Annotated in this window: 18 protein-coding genes; 11 read left to right on the top strand and 7 right to left on the bottom strand. The window is 70.8% G+C overall.

Features of this window, described 5'->3' with window-relative positions; genetic code table 11:
- The first annotated feature begins 68 nt into the window (after positions 1 to 68).
- Positions 69 to 830 (top strand): PEP-CTERM sorting domain-containing protein, encoded by a 762-nt coding sequence (locus tag MW290_RS07640; RefSeq protein WP_250194084.1) that lies wholly within the window; start codon positions 69 to 71, stop codon positions 828 to 830.
- Positions 831 to 903: 73 nt separating this feature from the next.
- Here the strand turns inward: MW290_RS07640 and MW290_RS07635 are convergent, their stop codons facing one another.
- On the bottom strand, positions 904 to 1,527 hold the full coding sequence (locus MW290_RS07635; RefSeq protein ID WP_250194083.1) for a DJ-1/PfpI family protein: 624 nt from the start codon (positions 1,525 to 1,527) through the stop codon (positions 904 to 906).
- A 64-nt stretch (positions 1,528 to 1,591) separates the two neighbouring features.
- Here MW290_RS07635 and MW290_RS07630 point away from each other — a divergent pair, with 64 nt between their 5' ends.
- A complete protein-coding gene (locus tag MW290_RS07630) occupies positions 1,592 to 2,923 on the top strand; it encodes an aminotransferase-like domain-containing protein (protein WP_250194082.1) in 1,332 nt (443 codons plus the stop codon).
- Positions 2,924 to 2,936: 13 nt separating this feature from the next.
- Here the strand turns inward: MW290_RS07630 and MW290_RS07625 are convergent, their stop codons facing one another.
- The 4 genes from MW290_RS07625 to MW290_RS07610 are packed head-to-tail and all read right to left on the bottom strand — an operon-like array spanning position 2,937 to position 8,075.
- Positions 2,937 to 5,402 carry a TonB-dependent siderophore receptor gene (locus tag MW290_RS07625; protein ID WP_250194081.1) on the bottom strand — a complete coding sequence of 822 codons (2,466 nt, stop codon included), beginning with the start codon at positions 5,400 to 5,402 and terminating at the stop codon, positions 2,937 to 2,939.
- Between the two features lie 60 nt (positions 5,403 to 5,462).
- Entirely contained in the window at positions 5,463 to 6,458 is a 996-nt protein-coding gene (locus MW290_RS07620) for a FecR domain-containing protein (protein ID WP_250194080.1), read from the bottom strand.
- Complete coding sequence (locus MW290_RS07615) at positions 6,458 to 6,964, bottom strand: sigma-70 family RNA polymerase sigma factor (RefSeq protein ID WP_250194079.1); 507 nt, start codon at positions 6,962 to 6,964, stop codon at positions 6,458 to 6,460. The genes MW290_RS07620 and MW290_RS07615 overlap by 1 nt, the downstream gene beginning before the upstream one ends.
- A gap of 52 nt (positions 6,965 to 7,016) precedes the next feature.
- A complete protein-coding gene (locus tag MW290_RS07610) occupies positions 7,017 to 8,075 on the bottom strand; it encodes a LacI family DNA-binding transcriptional regulator (protein WP_250194078.1) in 1,059 nt (352 codons plus the stop codon).
- An 87-nt stretch (positions 8,076 to 8,162) separates the two neighbouring features.
- Here MW290_RS07610 and MW290_RS07605 point away from each other — a divergent pair, with 87 nt between their 5' ends.
- Positions 8,163 to 8,711: a MarR family winged helix-turn-helix transcriptional regulator gene (locus MW290_RS07605; RefSeq protein ID WP_250194077.1), complete on the top strand. Its 549-nt coding sequence runs from the start codon at positions 8,163 to 8,165 to the stop codon at positions 8,709 to 8,711.
- Positions 8,712 to 8,873: 162 nt separating this feature from the next.
- Here the strand turns inward: MW290_RS07605 and MW290_RS07600 are convergent, their stop codons facing one another.
- The gene (locus tag MW290_RS07600) at positions 8,874 to 9,269 is read right to left on the bottom strand and encodes a hypothetical protein (protein WP_250194076.1); all 396 of its coding nucleotides are present in this window, start codon (positions 9,267 to 9,269) and stop codon (positions 8,874 to 8,876) included.
- Positions 9,270 to 9,480: 211 nt separating this feature from the next.
- Here MW290_RS07600 and MW290_RS07595 point away from each other — a divergent pair, with 211 nt between their 5' ends.
- The 6 genes from MW290_RS07595 (at position 9,481) to MW290_RS07570 (ending at position 15,557) form a co-directional block, all read left to right on the top strand.
- Positions 9,481 to 10,269 carry an SDR family oxidoreductase gene (locus MW290_RS07595; protein WP_250194075.1) on the top strand — a complete coding sequence of 263 codons (789 nt, stop codon included), beginning with the start codon at positions 9,481 to 9,483 and terminating at the stop codon, positions 10,267 to 10,269.
- 40 nt (positions 10,270 to 10,309) lie between these two features.
- Positions 10,310 to 11,554 carry a styrene monooxygenase/indole monooxygenase family protein gene (locus tag MW290_RS07590; protein WP_250194074.1) on the top strand — a complete coding sequence of 415 codons (1,245 nt, stop codon included), beginning with the start codon at positions 10,310 to 10,312 and terminating at the stop codon, positions 11,552 to 11,554.
- A gap of 20 nt (positions 11,555 to 11,574) precedes the next feature.
- The gene (locus tag MW290_RS07585) at positions 11,575 to 12,093 is read left to right on the top strand and encodes a flavin reductase family protein (RefSeq protein ID WP_250194073.1); all 519 of its coding nucleotides are present in this window, start codon (positions 11,575 to 11,577) and stop codon (positions 12,091 to 12,093) included.
- A gap of 31 nt (positions 12,094 to 12,124) precedes the next feature.
- On the top strand, positions 12,125 to 12,901 hold the full coding sequence (locus tag MW290_RS07580; RefSeq protein ID WP_250194072.1) for a cyclase family protein: 777 nt from the start codon (positions 12,125 to 12,127) through the stop codon (positions 12,899 to 12,901).
- A gap of 14 nt (positions 12,902 to 12,915) precedes the next feature.
- Positions 12,916 to 14,517 carry a phytoene desaturase family protein gene (locus MW290_RS07575; protein WP_250194071.1) on the top strand — a complete coding sequence of 534 codons (1,602 nt, stop codon included), beginning with the start codon at positions 12,916 to 12,918 and terminating at the stop codon, positions 14,515 to 14,517.
- A 134-nt stretch (positions 14,518 to 14,651) separates the two neighbouring features.
- Positions 14,652 to 15,557 (top strand): SphA family protein, encoded by a 906-nt coding sequence (locus tag MW290_RS07570; protein WP_250194070.1) that lies wholly within the window; start codon positions 14,652 to 14,654, stop codon positions 15,555 to 15,557.
- A 51-nt stretch (positions 15,558 to 15,608) separates the two neighbouring features.
- On the opposite strand, the gene MW290_RS07565 is transcribed toward MW290_RS07570, so the two are convergent.
- Positions 15,609 to 16,619 (bottom strand): AraC family transcriptional regulator, encoded by a 1,011-nt coding sequence (locus tag MW290_RS07565; protein ID WP_250194069.1) that lies wholly within the window; start codon positions 16,617 to 16,619, stop codon positions 15,609 to 15,611.
- 391 nt (positions 16,620 to 17,010) lie between these two features.
- Between MW290_RS07565 and MW290_RS07560 the strand changes: the two genes are divergently transcribed.
- Positions 17,011 to 19,164, top strand: coding sequence for a thiamine pyrophosphate-dependent enzyme (locus tag MW290_RS07560; RefSeq protein ID WP_250194068.1), 2,154 nt, complete (start codon positions 17,011 to 17,013; stop codon positions 19,162 to 19,164).
- Positions 19,165 to 19,188: 24 nt separating this feature from the next.
- The gene (locus MW290_RS07555; protein ID WP_250194067.1) at positions 19,189 to 20,688 is read left to right on the top strand and encodes an indolepyruvate oxidoreductase subunit beta family protein; all 1,500 of its coding nucleotides are present in this window, start codon (positions 19,189 to 19,191) and stop codon (positions 20,686 to 20,688) included.
- Positions 20,689 to 20,704: the final 16 nt, after the last annotated feature.

The following is a 20,704-nucleotide window of genomic DNA, read 5'->3' as shown; positions in this document are numbered from 1 at the left end:
AACAGCTCACAGACCCGCCCCCGGACAATTGAGCCATCAGCCTCTTCGCTGACGATTTGCCGTACCTGATGTCGGCTGCCGACGCTTCTGCCAATTGCCAAATTGCTTCAGACCCCCGCTACACCTTCACAGCTAACATGATCGCAAAAGCCGCCAAACTAGCAGTAGTCGCCGCCACCTGCACACTGGCATTGCAAGCACAAGCAGACACCATTTCAGGACTGGTCAGCACCGGATACGGCCTATCTGCCGGCAGTGTCGACTACAACTACGCGTTCTCCAGAGTTCAAGGCAGCGCATTCGGCACCACCACGTCCTCCGGCACCTACGGGGTGGTCACCAGCAACGGCTCCTATCCGCTCACGAGCAACACGTACTGGCCGCTGAACACCGAGGCCTCCAGCTGGCTCACGCCGACCGCACTGCAAGGCACCAGTTTCGACCGGAACACGGGGCTGGATGGCATCTACAACTGGACCCTGCAGTTTGACCTGAGCGGCAAGAACGCCAGCACGGCGCAGATGTCTCTCAAATGGTTTGCCGACGACTTCGGGAAGGCGTATTTGAACGGCGTCGAACTCACCCAAGGCGCCTCCAACTGGGAAGTGTTCTCGGTCAATTCCGGTTTCGTCGACGGCGTCAATTCCTTGCGTTTTGAGGTCACGAACTACAACAGCCCGTACACCAACCCGACGGGCGTGCGCGTGGAGTTCATCAGCTCCTACGTTTCTGCCGTGCCGGAGCCCTCCACCTACGGCATGCTGCTGGCCGGCCTGGGCGCACTGGGCCTGGGCCTGCGCTTGTCATCCGGGCGCGGTCGCCGTCACTAAGTTGCCCCCAACCTCGCTGCCCGCCCAAGGCGCGCAGCGAGCGGGTCGGCTTTCGCGGTCAAGGCGTCCAGCTTCAGGCGCCAACCGGCTCATCCATCGCAGGCAGGTACGGCGCCACATTGCCCAGCGCACGGGCCACGTAGTCGTCCTTCTCGCCCACCGGGGCCACGTAGTGCATGGCCTGGGCCGCCGCCTCCACGCCTTCGCTGCGGGCGATGACCCAGGTGGCCAGGTACTGCGCGGCCAGGCAGCCGCCGGCAGTGGCCACGTTGCCGCGGGCGAAGAAGGGCTGGTCGAGCACGCCCACGCCGGCTTCCTGCACCCAGGGCTTGGTGGTCAGGTCGGTGCAGGCCGCCACGCCTTGCAGCAGGCCCAGCCTGGCCAGCACCAGGGTGCCGGAGCATTGGGCGCCGACCAATTGCCGCGTGGGGTCCAGCTGCAGGCGCGCCATCAGCGCCGCATCGGCCACCACCTGGCGCGTGAGCAGGCCGCTGCCCACGATCACCGCATCGGCCTGGCTCGCCTCTTCCAGCGTGCTTTGCCCTTCCAGCACCACGCCGTTCATCGACCGCACACGCGGCGTGGGCGTGGCCAGCGTCACCCGCCAGCCGGGGCGCTGGATGCGGCGCAGGATGCCCAGCGCGATGAGCGAGTCCAGCTCGTTGAAGCCTTCAAAGGTGAGGATGGCGGTGTGCATGCGGCCGATGCTAGGGCCACCATCCGATACGATCAAACGATTGTCATGGATACACGCCGCCGCCATGCCCCTGCCCCGCTACAAGCCGCTGGTGGACCGCCTGGCCGCCGACATCCGCCAGGGCCGGCTGCCACCCGGCACGCGCCTGCCCACGCACCGGGCGCTGGCCGCGGCCGAGGGCCTGGCGCTGGTGACGGCCACCCGCGCGTACGCGGAGCTGGAAGCGATGGGCCTGGTGAGCGGCGAAACCGGCCGCGGCACCTTCGTGCGCGAGGTGGCCTTGCCGCGCGGCCTGGGCATCGACCAGCAGGCGGCGGCCGATGGCGTGGTGGACCTGAGCTTCAACTACCCCGCGGTGCCCGGCCAGGCCGAGCTGCTGCGCCAGGCCTTGCGCCAGCTGGCAGCCGGTGGCGACCTGGACGCGCTGCTGCGCTACCAGCCCCACGGCGGCCGGCCGCATGAGCGGGCCGCCATCGCCCGCCACCTGCAGGACCGCGGGCTGCAGGTGGCGGGCGATCAGGTGTTGATCTGCGATGGCGCGCAGCATGGCCTGGCCACGGCGGTGATGGCCTTGCTGCAGCCGGGCGACGTGGTGGCCGCCGATGCGCTGACCTACCCGGGCTTCAAGGTGCTGGCCGAGCAGCAGCACCTGGAACTGCTGGCGGTGCCGGCGGCCGGCCCCGGGCCGGACCTGGACGCGCTGGAGGCGCTGTGCCGACGGCGGCAGGTGCGGGCGCTGTACACCATGCCCACGATGCACAACCCGCTGGGCTGGGTGATGAGCGCCACCCGCCGCCGCCAGCTGGCCGCGCTGGCGCGCCGCCACGGCCTGCTGGTGATCGAGGATGCGGCCTACGCGTTTCTGGCGCCCGAAGCGCCGCCGCCGCTGGCCACCTGGCTGCCCGAAGCCACGGTGTACGTGTCCGGCTTTTCCAAGAGCCTGGCCACCGGCCTGCGCGTGGGCTTTGTGGCGGCGCCGGCAGCCTGGGTGCCGCGGCTGCAGCGGGCCATACGCGCCACCACCTGGAACACGCCGGGCGTGATGACGGCCATCGCGCTGGGCTGGCTGGCCGATGGCACGGTGGCGCGGCTGGAAGCCGACAAGCGCGCCGATGCCGCGATGCGCCAGCAGCTGGCGGCGCAGGCGCTCCGCGGGCTGCGGGTGCAGTCGCATCCGTCTTCGTACTTCGTGTGGCTGCCGCTGCCTGAAGGCGCGCGGGCCGACCGCGTGGCGGCCGCGTTGTTGAAGGACGGCATTTCGGTGTCCACCGCCGAGCCGTTTGCCGCGGCCGCGCCGGTGCCGCATGCCTTGCGGCTGGCATTGGGCTCGGTGGCGCTCGACGAACTGCGCAAGGCCCTGGCGCGGGTGCGAGAAGAGGTCGACGGGCTGCAGTGAGTGAATCGACCGCTCAGAACCGGTAGGCCGCGCTCAATGACACGCGCCGCTGGCTGCCGTAGTAGCAGTTGCCGCTGCTGCAGTTGACGATCACGTCCTTGTCGGTGAGGTTGCTGACGTTGAGCGCCACGCTCCAGGCGCGCATCTCCCAGCCCAGCAGTGCATCGAACAAGGTGTAGCCAGGCACGTCGCGCACCGCGGTTTCGCCGATGCCGTGGTGCGAGCCGACGACGCGGGCGCCCAGCCCCAGCTTGAGACCGGCGCCCAGGCGCTGGTCCACCCACAGCGAGAGCCGGTGGCGCGGCACCGCAGTGGCCTGCTTCCCGATCTCTTCGGGCTTGGCGCTGCGCGTGACGTCGGCCTTGGGCGTGAAGGCATAGGCGGCGGTGAGGTTCATGCCGGCGCGCGGCTCGGCCACCGCTTCCAGCTCCAGGCCGCGCACCGTCACCTCGCCCTGGGCCGAGGGCACGAACAAGGCGTCGTAAGTGACGTAGTTGCGGCGCTGCAGCTCAAACACGGCGGCGCTGTACACCGCGCGCTGGCCCGCCGGCTCATAGCGCAGGCCGGCTTCCAGCTGGCGCCCGGTCTCCGGCTCGAAGGGCCGGCCGGTGGCCGGGTTCAGCGTGGTGGAGGGCACGAACGAGCTGGCGTAGCTGGCATACTGCGCCCAGCCATCGGCCGCCCGGTAGACGATGCCCGCCCGCACGCCGGTGTGGTGGTCGCGCTGGCGGGTGCTGGCGTCGGCCAGGTGATCGTCGGTGTCCACCCCGGCGCGGTCGTGGCGCGCGCCCAGCGTCATCACCCAGGCGCCGTGGCGGATCTGGTCTTGCAGGTACAGGCCGGTCTGTTCCAGCACGGTGTGCGAGTTGACGGCGGGATCACCCGGCACCACCGCGCCGCCATACACAGGCGCCACCACGTCCAGCGGCGACACCGTGCCGCCGAACACGCTCACCTGATCGACCCGGCTGCGCTGCAGGTCGACGCCGGCCAGCAGCGTGTGGCGCCAGGCGCCGAACACCAGGTCGCCCTGCAGGCGGCTGTCCACCACCAGCGAATGGATCTTCTCGCGGCTGGTGGTGACCGAGCGGCCGAGCAAACGCCAGGCGGCCGGGTCTTGCGGGTTGGCGGGGGCCGCATCGAGGTAGCCGGTCTGGTAGACCTGACGCATGTCGGCGTCCAGCCGCGCCCAGCGCAGGCCTTGCGAGAAGGTCCAGCGGTCGTTCAGCCGGTGTTCCAGCTCATAGCCCAGCATGGTCTGGTCCTGGTCGAAGCGGTTGAAGCCCGGTTCACCCGCCAGCAGGGTGGCGGGCAGGCGCGTGCCCGCCGCCGTGGGCACCAGGGTGCCCGCTTCGGGCAGCACCCGCACGTACACGCCGGCCCGCGTGCGCAGCAGCTGCGACAGCAGCGTCAACCGGGTGTCGGACCCCAGCTTGAGCGTGAGCGAAGGCGCCAGGTACTGGCGGTCGTTGGCCATGCCGCCGGCGGGCAGCTCGGCATCGCGCGCCAGGCCCACCAGCCGCCACTGCGCGGCTTCGCCTTCGCCGAAGGCGCCGGACAGGTCGGCGGCCACCTCGCGCCGGGCATGGCTGCCCAGCGTGACGCGCAGCTCCTGCAGCAGCCCGGGCGCGGGCCGCTTGCTCACCAGGTTGACCATGCCGCCGGGCCCGTTCTGGCCCCACAGCACCGAGGCCGGGCCGCGCTGGATCTCGACCCGCTCGACGCCGTAGTTCTCGGTCTGCCACACGGCCCACCAGGCGTTGTTGCGCAGCTGCAGGCCATCGAGGTAGTAGCCGGGTGACAAGGTCTCGAAGCCACGCACGGCGATCCAGTCGTAGCGCGAGTCGTCGCCGTAGATGGTGCCGTCGACGCCGGGGGTGTAGGCCAGCACCTCCTGCAGCCGGGTGGCGCCAAGTGCCTCGATGCGCTCGGCACTGACCACCGAGACGGACTGCGGCGTGTCGAGCAGCGCGGTGTCGGTCTTGCTGGCGGTGGCGCTGCGGCGTGCGACGTAGCCGGCCACCGGGCCGGTGGCCGTTTCGGCGGCGGCACGCGCGGTGACCGCCGGCAGGACCGAGACAGCGGCTGGGGCGGCCGGGGCGGCAGCCGCTGCCTGGCCAGCGCGCACCAGCGCCCAGCCGCCCTGCGGCTGCGGCTGGGCCTGCAGGCCGGTGCCCTGCAGCAGGCGCTCCAGTGCCGCGCCCACCTCGTGCTGGCCGCGCAAGCCGGGGCTGCGCAGGCCGGCCACCAGCTCGCTGGAAAACGACAGCAGGATGCCGGCCTCACGGCCGAAGCGGTTGAGCGCCGGCTCCAGCGGGCCGGCCGGAATGTCGTAGGTGATGCTGGCAGCCTGGGCCGCGGGCGCCAGCGCGGCCAGCAGCACCGGCGACAGCGGCAGCGTGCAGGCCAGCGCCGCAGAGACGGTGTAGCGAGCCCAACGGGCCCAACGGGGCAGCGGGCGGTGAAGGGTGGAATGCATGGGGCTCCTCTCGGACAACAGGGGGTTCTTCCTGCTTGTCACGCGAGAGCGGCAAACGGCTCAGCTTTTCATCTCGAGCGTGAGCCACCAGCGGGTGCGCCAGACCGCGCGCACCGGCAGCACCACCGGCAGCATGGCCAGCAGGCGGTCGGGGTCGGCCAGCGGATAGCTGCCCGACACGCGCAGCGCCGCCGCCTGCGGCGTGCAATCGAGCCGGCCACGGCGGTGGCGGCCCACTTCGGCCAGGAACGCGTCCAGCCGCATGCCGCTGGCCACCAGCATGTCGTCGGCCCAGGCGGCCAAGTCGGTGTCGGCGGGCTGGGCCGGGCCCATGCCGTGGGCGTCGAAGCGTGCCTGCTGGCCGGCCTGCAGGCGCTGCACGGTGCCCGCTCGGGGGTGCACATCCACCGCGCCGGCATGCACGGCCACTTCCACCTGGGCGCCGCGTTCGCGCACCCGCCAGCGGGTGCCTTGCGGGCGCAGGTCGCCGGCGGCCGTCTGCAGCACGAAGGGTCGGCCCTGGGGGTCGGGGCCGGTGTCCAGCAGCACCTCGCCGCGGCGCAGCACCAGGCGGCGCTCGGCCGGGCCGAAGCGCACATCGACGGCACTGCCGCTGTTGAGCGCCAGCCGCGTGCCATCGGCCAGTACCCGGCGGCGGCGTTCACCGACGCCGGTGCCCAGGTCGGCCAGCCGGGCCCGCAGCGCCGGGTCGTCGTGCAGCGCCCAGGCCGCGCCGCCGCCCAGCGCGGCCAGCAGTGCGCCGCCCAGCGACCCCCTGATCGCACGCCGCCGTGCACCCGCTGCACCGGCCAGCGTGCCCTGCACCAGCGCGGCGGCGCCGGGCACTTCGGCCAGGTCCACATGCACACGCTGGTTCAGGCGCGCGCCCACGGCTTCCAGCCGCGCCCAGGCCAGGCGGTGCAGGTCGTCGCGCGCCAGCCAGCGCTGCCAGCGTTGGCGCAGGGCTTCGTCGGCCGCATCGGCCTGCAGGTCCACCCACCAGGCCACGGCGCGGCGGGCCACCGCCGGCGGAATGGGGGGCTGGGCCGCGTCCATCAGCGCAGCGCGAAGAAGCAGCGTGTGCCCGCGCGCTGCAGGTGGCGCTTGACGGTGGCCAGCGACAGCCCCAGCTCGGCGCCGATCTCGGCCAGCGGCCGGCCGTCCAGCTGCGCCATCAGGAAGGCGCGGCGCACGACGGCGGGCAGGCCGTCGAGCAGACGGTCGATTTCCAGCAGCGTTTCCAGCAGGATGGCCCGCTCTTCGGGTGAGGGCGCGACGATCTCCGGGTGCGAGGCCAGCGCTTCCAGGTAGGCGCGCTCGATCTGCTCGCGCCGCCAGTGGTTGCCCAGCACCCGCTGGGCCACCGTCGTCAAGAAGGCGCGCGGCTCCTGCAGCGCCAGCGGCTCCTCGCGCGACAGCAGGCGCATGAAGGTGTCATGCGCCAGGTCGGCGGCACGGTGGCCGCAACCCAGGCGGCGCCGCATCCAGCCGTGCAGCCAGCCATGGTGCTCGGCATACAGCGTGTGAACCTGGTGGTGAAGGGCGGACGGGGGGACGGCCATGCGAGCGAATGAGAATCACTCGCATTCTAGTGGCCCGATCGATGGATGCCGTTCAGGCTGCGCGCTGTGACGAGCCCCTGACCACCAGCTTGCCCGGCAGCAGGATCTGCCTGGCCGGCAGTTGCCGGCCCTGCAGCCGCTCCAGCAGGCAGCTGGCAGCCACGTGGCCCAAGTCGTCGGTGGGTTGGGCGATGGTGGACAGGCCGGGGCCGATCAGCGGCGCCCAATCGGTGTCGTCGAAGCCGACGAAGCCCAGGTCGGTGCCGAACTGCCAGCCCAGCTGCGCCACGGCGCTGGCCACGCGCAGCGTCACCACCGCGTTGCTGGCGATCACCGCCACCGGCTTGCGGCCGGCGCGCTTGCGCCAGTCCTTCAGGGCCTGCACCAGCGCGGCGTCGTCGCCCTCGCCCGCCTCCAGCGTCTGGCCGCCGGCGGCGCGGCCCTGCTCGGCGATGAAGGCGCGAAAGGCGGCCTCGCGCTCCACGCGTGAGCTGACGCCCTTGATGGGCTCGGTGACGTAGAGCATCTCGCGCCAGCCGTTGGCCAGCAGGTGGCCGGCGGCCTGGCGCACCGCGTCGGCGTTGTCCAGCGAGACGAAGTCGGCCTTCATGCCCGGCGGCCGGCGGTCCACCAGCACCGCGGGCTTGCCGTGGCGGGCCACCTCGCCGGCGGCCGTGGGGTCGGCGCCCAGGGTGTTGAGGATGAAGCCTTCCACCTGGTAGGAGGCCAGCGCCTCGATGCCTTCACGCTCACGTTCGCTCTGGTTGCCCAGGTTGAACAGCATCACCAGGTAGCCGGCCTGCTGGCAGGCTTTCTCGGCGCCGCGCAGCACCGCCACCGAGAAGGGGTTGGTGATGTCGGCCACCACCAGCCCGATGAGCCGCGAGCGCCCGCGCTTGAGCGCCTGCGCCATCGGGCTGGGGCTGTAGCCCAGGCTGGCGATGGCCGCTTCCACCCGCGCCGCGATCTCGGCCGACAGCAGCTTGTCGCGGTGGTTGAGAAAGCGCGACACCGTGGCCTTGGACACGCCGGCCACCCGCGCCACGTCGGCGATGGTGCTGCGCGCCACCTCGGTCGGCGCGGTGTCGTCGGGCGGCTGGGGGGCGTTCATGGGTGGATTATGAAACCAGTTTCAGGGGTTTCATGCAGAAGCTGCACGGCCGGCCCGCCAGGGTGGGAGGGGTAACATGATCTTCAGATGAGCCGGGACCCCCACCCCACCGCACCGCCCCCGCCCGCCAGCCTGGGCCTGGAGGCGCGGGCGACCGACGATGACCATCAGTCGCTGAAGCTGTGGCTGCGCATGATGGCCTGCACCAACCAGATCCAGGCCGAGCTGCGGCGCCGGCTGCGGCAGCAGTTCGGCATCTCGCTGGCGCGCTTCGACTACATGGCGCAGCTGTACCGGCATGCCGACGGGCTGGGCATGCGCCTGCTGGGCGAATACCTGATGGTGACCGGCGGCAACGTCACCGGCCTGACCAACGAGTTGGTGAAGGAGGGCTGGGTGGAACGCCTGCCCGACCTGGAAGACCGCCGCTCGGTGCGGGTGCGGCTGACGCCGCTGGGCATCAGCACCTTCGAGCAGATCGCCACCGTGCACGAGGCCTGGGTGGTCTCGATGTTCGCCAGCCTGCGCGTGCAGGACCGCAAGCTGATGGCCGACCTGCTGGGCCAGTTGCGCCAGCAGGTGATGACCACCGCCACGCCGGCGGCGGGCGATACCGAGGCCGGGCGGCTGGACTAGACCCCAGCGCCGCCGGGCCGCCCCAAGGCGCTGGGCTCCCCCTTGGGGGGACGCGAACGCAGTGAGCTTGGGGGCTCCACTCCAGCGCCGCCGGGCCGCCCCAAGGCGCTGGGCTCCCCCTCGGGGGGGCGCGAACGCAGTGAGCTTGGGGGCTGCACTCCTTTACTGCGGTGGTTCGGTTCCTTCCACCACCCAGCGCTTGGCCGCGCTTTGCCACTGCGCCACCTGCTGCACATTGATGTAGCGCTCCCACTGGTCGATGCCGCTGTTGCGCGCCAGGCGGCGGAACTGCATCGCGGTGACGGCATCGCGCACGGCCACGGCCGAGCGCTTCATGCCGGCCTGCTTGTACAGCGCCTGGCCGGTCTGCATCAGCTTCTGCGCTTCGGCGGTCAGGGCCGACAGCTCACGCATGTCCACCACCACACCCCACTCGCCGGGCAAAGGTTCGGACAACACGCGTTTGGACTCTGCCACCCAGTCCTGCATGTCCTGGGCCGACATCGGGCTGGCGAAGGTGAGAACGAAGCCGAAGCTCTGCTTGCTGATCTTCCACATGGCCGATCACATCTGAGGTTGCACACCAGCCGGTTATCGCCGGGCATGCGCGCAACTTGATGGAGAGCGGTCACTAATTGCCGGCGCGTTGTCCGCAGTTTGCGGATAAGCGATGCAGCCGCCGGCTACAGCCGCCAGGGGGGCGCAGACCAAGATCCTTTCCAACGCGGGCCAGCCTGGCCGGCGCAGCGCGACGGAAAGGACTCATGTCATGCAGGCAATGAACGGAAAGGTGGCCATCGTCACCGGGGGCGCCACCCTGATCGGCGAGGCGGTGGTCGACCGCCTGGTGGCGGCCGGTGCCCAGGTGGTGGTGTTCGACGTGGACAGCGCCGGTGGCGCGCGCGTGGCGGCCCGCCACCCCGAGCGTGTGCAGTTCCGCACGCTGGACCTGACCGATGACGCGCAGATCGAGGCCGGCGTGGCCGCCGTGGTGCAGACCTTCGGCGGCGTGCATGCGCTGGTGAACCTGGCCTGCTCCTACCTGGACGACGGCGCCCATTCGCCGCGTGCCGACTGGCTGCAGGCCCTGAACGTGAACCTGGTGAGCGCGGTGATGATGGCCCGCGCGCTGCGGCCGCACCTGCGCCAGGCCGGTGGCGGCGCCATCGTCAACTTCACCAGCATCTCGTCCAGCGTGGCGCAGACGGGCCGCTGGCTGTACCCGGTGTCCAAGGCCGCGATGCTGCAGGCCACCCGCAGCATGGCGATGGACTTCGCGCCCGACGGCATCCGCGTGAACTCGGTGTCGCCGGGCTGGACCTGGTCGAACCCGATCAGCCAGATGTCGGGCGGCGACCGCGCCAAGGCCGATGCGGTGGCCGCCTCGTACCACCTGCTGGGCCGCCTGGGCAACCCGGCCGAGGTGGCCGAGGTGGTGGCCTTCCTGCTGTCGCCGCAGGCCAGCTTCGTCACCGGCGCCGACTACGCCGTGGACGGCGGCTACTCCGCCATGGGCCCGGAACAGAACCTGCCCGCCATTCCCCGCCTGATGTCCTGAGGACGCCAACCCTCGTCTCTTCACATTGAAAGGAAATCCCATGCGTCGCATCGCCATCGTCGGCGGGGGCCAGGCCGGCCTGCCGCTCGCTCTCTCGCTGCTGAACCAGGGCTACCGGGTCACCCTGGTGTCCAACCGCACGCCGGACCAGATCCGCGAAGGCAAGGTCATGTCCAGCCAGTGCATGTTCAACACCTCGCTGCAGATCGAGCGTGACCTCGGCCTGAACCAGTGGGAAGCCGTATGCCCGCCGGTCGAAGGCATCGGCCTGACGGTGCCGCACCCCGAGCAGCCCGGCGCCAAGCTGATCGACTGGGCGCACCGGCTGGACCACGTGGCCCAGTCGGTGGACCAGCGCGTGAAGATGCCGGTGTGGATGGAGCTGTTCACCCAGCGCGGCGGCGAGCTGCTGCTGCAGGACGCCGGCGTGGCCGAGCTGGAAGCGCTGGCCGAGTCGCACGACCTGGTGGTGCTGGCCGCCGGCAAGGGCGAGGTGGTGAAGCTGTTCGAGCGTGACCATGCCCGCTCGGTGTTCGACAAGCCGCAGCGCGCGCTGGCCCTGACCTACGTGCACGGCCTGAAGGAAACGCCCGAATTCAGCCGCGTGGCCTTCAACCTGATTCCGGGCGTGGGCGAGTACTTCGTGTTCCCGGCCTATACCCACACCGGGCCGTGCCACATCATGGTGTTCGAAGGCGTGCCCGGCGGCCCGATGGACTGCTGGAAAGGCATCACCAGCCCGCAGGAGCACCTGGCCACCAGCCGCCGGCTGCTGGACACCTACCTGCCCTGGGAAGCCGAGCGCGCCCGCCATGCCGAGCTGACCGACGCCAACGGCGTGCTGGCCGGCAGCTTTGCGCCCACCATCCGCAAGCCGGTGCTGCGCCTGCCCTCGGGCAAGCGGGTGCTGGGCCTGGGCGATGCCGTGGCCGTGAACGACCCCATCACCGGCCAGGGCTCGAACAACGCCACCAAGGCCTTCAAGGTGTACTTCGACGCCATCGTGGCGCGGGGCGACCAGCCCTACACCGAAGCGTGGATGAACGAGACCTTCGAGACCTTCTGGCGCTATGCCCAGTCGGTGGTCACCTGGACCAACTCGATGCTCACGCCGCCGCCGCCGCACATCCTCAACCTGCTGGGTGCGGCCGGCCAGTGCCCGCCGATCGCCAAGGCCATCGTCAACGGCTTCGACAACCCGCCCGACTTCTTCCCGTGGTGGGCCGAGGCGGATGCCTGCGAAGCGTTCGTGGGCAGCAAGATGGCCGAGCTGGCCCCGGCTTGATGCACGAAGGGACGACCGAGATGAGCGCCGTTCTGCAGGCTCCCTGGGGCCAGACCGAGTTCGAGGGCAAGGCCTTGCGCCAGGCCCTGGGCCGCTACCCCACCGGGGTGGCCATCGTCACCACCCGCACCGCCGATGGCCGGCCGGTGGGGCTGACCATCAACTCTTTCGCTTCGCTGTCGCTGTCGCCCGCGCTGGTGCTGTGGAGCCTGGTGGACCGTTCGCCCAACCTGGCGGCCTTCCAGGCCGCGCCGCACTTCGCCATCAGCGTGCTGGCGCAGGGCCAGCAAGGCCTGGCCAGCCGCTTCGCCAACCCGGCCGTGACCGACAAGTTCGACCAGGTGGCAGTGCTGGAAGCGGCCGAAGGCGTGCCGGTGATCGAAGGCGCGCTGGCCACGCTGGTGTGCCGCACCAGCAAGTACGTGACCGAAGGCGACCACGAGCTGTTCATCGGCCAGGTGGTGCGCCTGGACGCCCGCGAGGGCGAACCGCTGGTGTTCCATGGCGGCCGCTTCGGCGCGCTGCACATGGCCGGCTGATACCCCCGTTACTCCACGCAAGAGGCCCCGCATGACCGCCACCGCCCAACTCCTTGACCACCTGCAGACCGGCGCGCTGCGCGTGGTCGACCTCACCCACACGCTGTCGCCCGACTTTCCGGCGCTGGTGCTGCCGCCGCAGTTCGGCCAGGTGTGGGGCTTCAAGCAGGAACGCATCTCGCACTACGACGAAGCCGGCCCCGGCTGGTACTGGAACAACTTCTCCTGCGGCGAGCACACCGGCACCCACTTCGACGCGCCGGTGCACTGGGTGACGGGCAAGGACCACCCGGCCAACACGGTGGACACCATCGACCCGGCCCGCTTCATCGCGCCCGCGGTGGTGCTGGACGCCAGCGCCGAAGTGGCCCGCAATGCCGACTGGCTGCTGACCGTGGACTTCGTGCAGACCTGGGAGCAGCAGCATGGCCGCATCCCGGCCGGTGCCTGGGTGCTGCTGCGCACCGACTGGTCGCTGCGCATCACCGACCCCGCCGCCTTCCTCAACCTGAAGGAAGACGGCGCCCACACCCCCGGCCCCACGCAGGAGGCGGTGGAGTGGCTGATCCGCGAGCGCAACGTGCTGGGCTTCGGCGTGGAAACCATCAACACCGACGCCGGCCAGTCCTACGCCTGGCCGGTGCCCTACCCCTGCCACACACTGATGCACGGCGCCAACAAGTACGGGCTGCAATGCCTGCGCAACCTCGACCAGCTGCCGCCACAGGGCGCGCTGATCGTGGCCGCGCCGCTGAAGATCCGGCAGGGCTCGGGCAGCCCGCTGCGTGTGCTGGCCCTGACGCAGTGAACGAGGGGCGCACCATGGCCGCGGACAACGCCGATGTCATCTTCGTGGGCAGCGGCATCAATGCCCTGGTGGGCGCCGCGCTGCTGGCCCGCCGCGGCCAGCGGGTGCTGGTGCTGGAACGCAATGAGCGCCTGGGCGGCTGCATACGCACCGAGGAGCTGTTTGCGGGCTACAGGCACGACGTGCTGTCGCAGTGGTATCCGCTGTTCGTCGGCAGCCCGGCCTATGCCGAGCTGAAGGAGGAACTGGCCGCCGCCGGCCTGCGCTTTGCGCAGGGCGACTACAGCACCGGCGTGGTGTTGCCCGATGGCCGCAGCCTGGCGCTGCGGCAGGACATGGCCGATGCGGTGCGCCGCATCAATGCGCTGCGCCCTGGCGATGGCACGGCGCTGGGCCAGATGGCCGAGCGCCTCTTCGGCGCCGATGCGGCACTGACCTTCGGCCTGCTGGGCCAGCAGCCTTATGGCCGCGGCCTGCTCAAGCTGCTGTGGGGTGCCTGGCGCCAGCGCGGGCTGGAAGGCCTGGTGGGCTTTGCCGGCGATTCGCTGGAGAGCTTCCGCCGTTGGGCCGACCGCCACCTGCAGGACGACGTGACCCGCGCGCTGCTGGCGCCCTGGGTGCTGCACTCCGGCCTGGGGCCGGACGAAGCCTGCTCCGCCCTCATCGGCAAGCTCACCTTCGCGGCGGTGGTGGCCGGCGGCATGCCGGTGGTGCAAGGCGGCAGCGAAGGCATCGTGCGTGCGCTGCGCCAGGTGATCGAGCGCCACGGCGGCCAATGCCGCGTCGGCACCCATGTGGACGAAGTGCTGGTGGAAGGCAGCGGCCGCCGCGCCCGCGCCGTGGGCGTGCGCGTGGGCAGCCAGCGCCTGGCCGCCCGCCGCGCGGTGGTGTGCAACGTCACGCCGCCGCAGCTGTACGGCCGGCTGTGGCGCGATGCGCCGGCGCCGCTGCAGGACCGGGCCGCCGCCTACCGCTTCGGCCGCGGCGGCATGCAGATCCACTTTGCGCTCGATGCGCCGCCGAACTGGGCCGACCCCGAGATGGCGAAGGTGCCGCTGGTGCACCTGACCGAGAGCCTGGAGCAGGTGTGCGCCTCGGTGGTGGAGGCCAACAACGGCCTGCTGCCGGCGCGGCCCACGCTGGCCATCGGCCAGCCCACCGCGGTGGACCCGACGCGCGCGCCCGCGGGCGCTGCCATCCTGTGGGTGCAGATGCAGGAGCTGCCCACGCGGCTGAAGGGCGACGCCGCCGGTCAGATCGAGGTGCCGGCCGACGGCCAATGGACCCCCGCGGTGCGCGAGGCCATGGCCGACCGCGTGCAGGCGCGGCTGGCCCAGGTGCTGCCCGGCCTGGCCGGGCAGATCGTCGGCCGCAAGGCCTACGGCCCGGCCGACCTGCAGGCGCTGAACTGCAACCTGGTGGGCGGCGACCCCTATGCCGGCGTGTGCTCGCCCGACCAGTTCTTCTGGCTGCGGCCCTTCGCGGCCACGGCGGGTGCACGCAACCACGTGACCTCTTGCGCCGGGCTGTTCCAGATCGGCGCTTCCACCCACCCGGGCCCCGGCCTGGGGGCCGGCTCGGGCTACCTGGTGGCCCAGGCACTGGCGCCGCGCTGAGCCGGGCGCCCACACCACAAACACCTGTTTCGCCATCGGTGGGCCCTGGTTTTTTGCAGACGCGGCGGTCGGGCCCACCCGATCCGTGCAACCGCCGCGCAAGCAGGCCCCGGGGTGGGCCGAGGAGAGATGCCGTGAACCGCAACCACAAGATCCGGCCGCTGGCCGCCGCGGCCGCCCTGCTGGGGCTGCTGGCCACCAGCCCGGCGACCTGGGCCACCGAGGGCAATGGCCTGGGCGTGTACCCCGACGGGCTGGAGAACTTTGCCAGCGGCGCGCTGCCGCCGCCCGGCGTGCACCTGCTGGTGTACGGCGGCGGCGCCAACTACGACCGCGTGCTCGGCCCCGGTGGCCGCAGCGTCAGCCCGCCCGACTTCAGCGTCAAGGTGCGCGGCGTCATTCCGCGCCTGGTGTGGGTGACGCAGCAAAAGGTGCTGGGCGGCCAGCTGGCCTTCGAGGCGCTGGCCCCGCTGCTGGACGTGGACGTGAAGGCCGGCGGCCAGCACTTCAGCAAGAGCGGCCTGGGCGACGTGGTGCTGGGCACTGCGCTGGGCTTTCACCATTCGGCCGAACTGCACAGCGCGGTAGGCCTGGACGTCTACCTGCCCACCGGCAGCTACAGCACCACCAACCCGGCCAGCCTGGGCCGCAACATCGTCACCTTCCAGCCGCTGGCAGCGGTGAGCTACATGCCCGCCAGCGGCCTGAATGCCGATGCCAAGCTGATGTGGGACATCAACCGCCGCAACGGCGACACCGACACCCGCTCGGGCCAGGCGCTGCATGCCGACTATGCGCTGGGCTGGGGCCTGGGCAATGGCTGGGTGGTGGGCGTGGGCGGCCACGTGTACCGCCAGATCACCGACGACCGCGGCCCCAACGCCGGCACTGGCAAGGCCGCGGCCAACGCCATCGGCCCCTCGCTGCGCTATGCCGACGGCAAGGGCCTGCTGTTCACGGTGAAGTGGCAGAACGAATTCGGCGTGCGCCACCGCCCTGAAGGCCAGGCGCTGTGGGCGAAGGTGACGGTGCCGTTCTGATGAATGGACAAAGCCCTCCGCGAGGAGGGCTTGTCGGGCCTGGCCAGTGGCTCAGGTTCTGCGCAACGTCTGGCTCGGCGATTCGCCGAAGTGCGCCTTGTACTCGGCGCTGAAGCGGCCGAGGTGGCTGAAGCCCCAGCGCAGCGCCACCGAGGCCACGCCGCCGGTGACGGTGCCGGCCAGCAGCTCGGCGCGCACCCGTTCGAGGCGGATGTTGCGCAGGTACTGCATCGGGCTCACGCCGCAGAAGTCTTGAAAACCGGCATACAGGCTGCGCAGGCTGACGCCCGCCACGTCGGCCAGTGTTTCAGCGCGGATGCTTTCGTGCGCATGGGCCTGCAGGTACTCCTGCACCCGCTTGACGTGGCGCGGCAGCACCACCGACCGGCGGGCCGCCGGCGCGGCGCTGAAGTTGTGCGGCTGGCTGCACAGCAGCGAAGAAGCGACCAGCTGCTCCAGCTGGCCGACGATGATCTTGTGGTCGGTGGGCTGCACCGACTGGTCGGCCCAGTCGACCAGGTAGCGCACCAGGCAGTGCCAGGCGGCATGGTCGCGCCAGCGAAAGCCCAGCGCAAACTGCAGCGGTGCGTCCGGTTCACGGCCCAGCTGGGCGGTGAGCATGCGTTCCAGGAACGGCCGCGAGATGCGCACCATCAGCTGGTCGCAATCGGCGCTCCAGTGCATGGTGGTGCCCAGGTGCGCGCTGATGACGGAGGCCACGTCGGGCGTGGAGTCCACCGCCTCGTTGCCGCAGCGCACCTGCGCATGGCCGTGCAGCGGCATCATCACCAGGAAGAAGTCGGACAGCTCGCCGGGCTCGATGCGCACTTCGGCACCGTGGCTGAGGCGGCTCAGGCTCACGTCACCGAAGGTGAGGTGGTGCATGCGGGCATCGAGCCGCTGGCGCGGCCCCACCACCTGCAGCGCATGCCGCTTCATCACGCGTGAGATCTGCGAGCAGGTTTCCTGCAGGTCGCGGGAGGCGAACAGCTGGCGCGAAGGCATGCCGAGCATGGCGCGGGGCAGGCCGGCGGGCTGGGGGTGGGATGCGGGCATCAGCATGGGACATCCTGGCGACAGGCGGTAGCAACATGCCGGTGCAAGGCCACCGGCGCCGACGGCAATGACGCAAAAGCAGTGCCAAAGCGCTAAAGCACTTTAGAACTAAAAAGTACGGACTGCGCCCGTGATTTCCCTGACGGGCTGCGCCGCCGCGGTGCATGCGCACCGCCCGCGGGCGCCCAAAAACATGCACAACTGAAACAGTTTTCTGCAGACAAATGGCGCCGTCGGCGCGCTTGCGCGCGTGCCGCTGTCCACCTTCTGCAATGCCTGTCCACATCCTGCAGCGATCTTGGTTCCATGACTCTTCATTGATTGACCTCTAAACGATCGGCGGCGACAGTGGCTGTGACGGCACGACGGGTGTGCCGACCCACTGGAGGTGATGGCGATGGCCGAGCGCTCATTCGTCGAAGAGGTCAAGAAGCTGCGCCTGGGCGCAGGCGAGGTGTTCAGCGGCGAGGGCATCCTGGCCGTGACCAAGGCCCTGCTGGAATCGGGCGTGGCCTACGTGGCGGGCTACCAGGGCGCGCCGATTTCGCACCTGATGGACGTGCTGGCCGACGCCCAGGACATCCTGACCGACCACGGCATCCGGTTCGAGAACAGCGCCAGCGAGGCCACCGCCGCCGCCACGCTGGCCGCGTCGGTCAACTATCCGCTGCGCGGCGCCGTGACCTTCAAGGCCACGGTGGGCACCAACGTGGCCTCGGACGCGCTGGCCAACCTGGCCTCGGGCGGCGTGCTGGGCGGCGCGCTCATCATCGTGGGCGAGGACTACGGCGAGGGCTCTTCCATCATGCAGGAGCGCTCGCACGCCTTTGCGATGAAGTCGCAGATGTGGCTGCTGGACCCGCGGCCCAACCTGCCCTGCATCGTGCAGGCGGTCAAAGACGGCTTCGACCTGTCGGAAGCCAGCAGCACGCCGGTGATGCTGCAGCTGCGCATCCGCGCCTGCCACGTGCACGGCCAGTTCGTGGCCAGCGACAACCGCAAGTCGGCCTTCACGCTGCAGCAGGCGCTGGCCGAGCCGCAGCGCGACGTCAACCGCATCGTGCTGCCGCCCGCCAGCTTCCTGCACGAGAAAGAGAAGGTGGAGCAGCGCTGGCCGGCGGCGGTGCGCTTCATCCAGGAGCGCCAGCTCAACGAGTTTTTCGCGGAAGACGCCGACGACGTGGGCGTGGTGGTGCAGGGCGGCACCTACAACACGCTGATCCGCGCGCTCAACCACCTGGGCCTGGCCGACGTGTACGGCGAAAGCCAGCTGCCGCTGTACGTGATGAACGTGGCCTACCCGCTGGTGGACGCGGAGTTCGAGCGCTTCTGCCAGGGCAAGCGGGCCATCCTGGTGCTGGAAGAAGGCCAGCCCAACTTCGTTGAGCAGAACGTGGCCGACATCCTGCGCCGGCTGGGCAGCACCACCACGCTGCACGGCAAGGACCTGCTGCCACTGGCCGGTGAATACAACACCGCGACGCTGCTGAAGGGGCTGACCGCCTTTTTGCAGCAGTACGGCAAGCTGGCGCCCGAGCCCAAGGCGCGCAAGATGATTCCGCTGGTGGCCGCGCCCGCCGCCACCAGCGCCGAGCTGGCCGCCAACGTGCACGCGCGGCCGCCGGGTTTTTGCACCGGCTGCCCGGAGCGGCCCATCTTCACCGCGATGAAGCTGGTGGAGCGTGAGCTGGGGCCGCACCACGTCACGGCCGACATCGGCTGCCACCTGTTCTCCATCCTGCCGCCCTTCAACATCGGCGCCACCACCATGGGCTACGGCCTGGGTGCGGCCAGCGCGGCGGCCTTCAACGTACCGGGCGGGCGGCGCGCCATCTCGGTGATGGGCGACGGCGGCTTCTGGCACAACGGCCTGACCAGCGGCATCGCCAATGCGGTGTTCAACCGCAGCGACAACCTCACCATCGTCGTCGACAACAGCTACACCTCGGCCACCGGCGGCCAGGACATCCTGTCGTCCAAGGCGCTGAACGCCACCCGCAGCACCGGCCACGCCATCGAGCAGGCGGTGCGCGGCGTGGGCGTGCGCTGGGTGCGCACGCTCAAGCGCACCTACGACCTGAAGGCGATGACCGCCACGCTGCGCGAAGCCCTGACCACGAAAGAGAAGGGCCCCAAGGTGCTGGTGGCGCAGAGCGAATGCATGCTGAACAAGCAGCGCCGCGAGAAGCCCCAGGTGCGCAAGGCGGTGGCCGCCGGCCAGCGCGTGGTGCGTGAGCGCTTCGGCGTCGACCCCGACACCTGCACCGGCGACCACTCGTGCATCCGGCTGTCGGGCTGCCCCTCGCTGACCATCAAGCCCAACCCCGACCCGCTGCGCACCGACCCGGTGGCCGCGGTGCAGGACAGCTGCGTGGGCTGCGGCCTGTGCGGCGAGGTGTCGCATGCGGCGGTGCTGTGCCCTTCTTTCTACCGGGCCGAGATCGTCACCAACCCCACCCGCGGCGACCGCCTGCGCCAGCGCGTGCGCCAGGCCGTCATCGGCTGGCTGCAGCGCCGCGATGCGCAGCGCCGCGCCCAACTGGCCTTTTGAATTGGCCTTTTGAAGAGCCCCACCATGAGCGTGCAACAACCCATCAAGATCGCCATCCTGGCCATGGGCGGCGAAGGCGGCGGCGTGCTGGCCGACTGGATCGTCGACCTGGGCGAACACCAGGGCTGGCATGCCCAGACCACCTCGGTGCCCGGCGTCGCCCAGCGCACCGGCGCCACCATCTACTACGTGGAGCTGCTGCCACCCGCGCCGCAGCCCACCACGCGCCAGCCGGTGCTGGCGCTGATGCCCATGCCCGGCGACGTGGACGTGGTGCTGTGCTCCGAGCTGATGGAAGCCGGCCGCGCTGTGCAGCGTGGCCTGGTGACACCGCAGCGCACCACCCTCATCACCTCCACCCACCGCGTGTACGCCATCGCCGAGAAGGCCGCGATGGGCGACGGCCGGGTGAATGACGAGGTGCTGGTGCAGCATGCGCGCGAAGCGGCGCAGAAGCTGGTGAGCTTCGACATGGCGCGCACCGCCGAAGAAAGCGGCAGCGTGATCAGCGCCGTGCTGTTCGGTGCGCTGTGCGGCGTGGGCGCCCTGCCCTTCTCGCGCGCCGACTTCGAAGCCACCATCGAACGCGGCGGCGTGGGCGTCAAGCCCAGCCTCAAGGCCTTTGGCCGCGGCTGCCAGGCGGCGCTGGGCCAGGACGCACCGGCCGCCGAGCCCGCGGCCACCGTGCCCACGCCGGCCCCCCAGACCGCCGCCGTAGCCGCGCTGCTGCAGCGCGTGGAGCGTGAACACCGCCCGGCCTGCCAGCACGTGGTGCGTGAAGGCGTGCGCCGGCTCATCGACTACCAGGACACGGCCTACGCCGCGCTGTACCTCGACCGCCTGGCCGCGCTGGTGCGCCAGGCCGGCGCCGACGAGGACACCCTGGTGCGCGAGACCGCCCGCCACCTGGCGCTGTGGATGTCGTACGAAGACACCATCCGCGTGGCCGACCTGAAGACCCGCGACAGCCGTTTCCAGCGCGTGCAGGGCGAGGTGCGGGCCAAGGCCGACCAGCAGCTGCACATCAACGAGTTCATGCACCCGCGCATCGAAGAGGTGTGCGAAACCCTGCCGGCGGCCCTGGGCCGCTGGCTGGCCCGGCCGCATGCGCTGCACCGGCTGGTGGCCCGCTTCACGCGGGAAGGGCGCGTGATCCGCACCTCCAGCCTGCGCGGCTTTGCGCTGCTGTGGCTGCTGTCGCGCTGGCGCGTGGCCCGCCGCAGCACGCTGCGCTACGTGCAGGAGAACCAGCGCATCGAGCACTGGGTGCAGCGGGTGCAGGCACTGGCGGCCAGCCACCCGGCGCTGGCACTGGAAGTGGCGCGGCTGCAGCGGCTGGTCAAGGGCTATGGCGACACCCATGCGCGCGGCCTGCGCAACTACCAGACGCTGCTGGGCGTGCTGGACCGCCACGGCGCCACGCTGGCCCCGGCGCAGCTGGCCCGGCTGCGCGATGCCGCGCTGGCCGACGAACACGGCAAGGCCTTGCAGGCCGCGCTGCAACAACAGGCGCTGCACGCCTGAGCCCCGGAGATACCGC

It is taken from the genome of Aquincola tertiaricarbonis, assembly GCF_023573145.1.
GTDB lineage: Bacteria > Pseudomonadota > Gammaproteobacteria > Burkholderiales > Burkholderiaceae_C > Aquincola > Aquincola tertiaricarbonis_B.
Note: the sequence above shows the minus strand (reverse complement) of the source record. Positions and strands in the feature narration are given on the sequence as shown.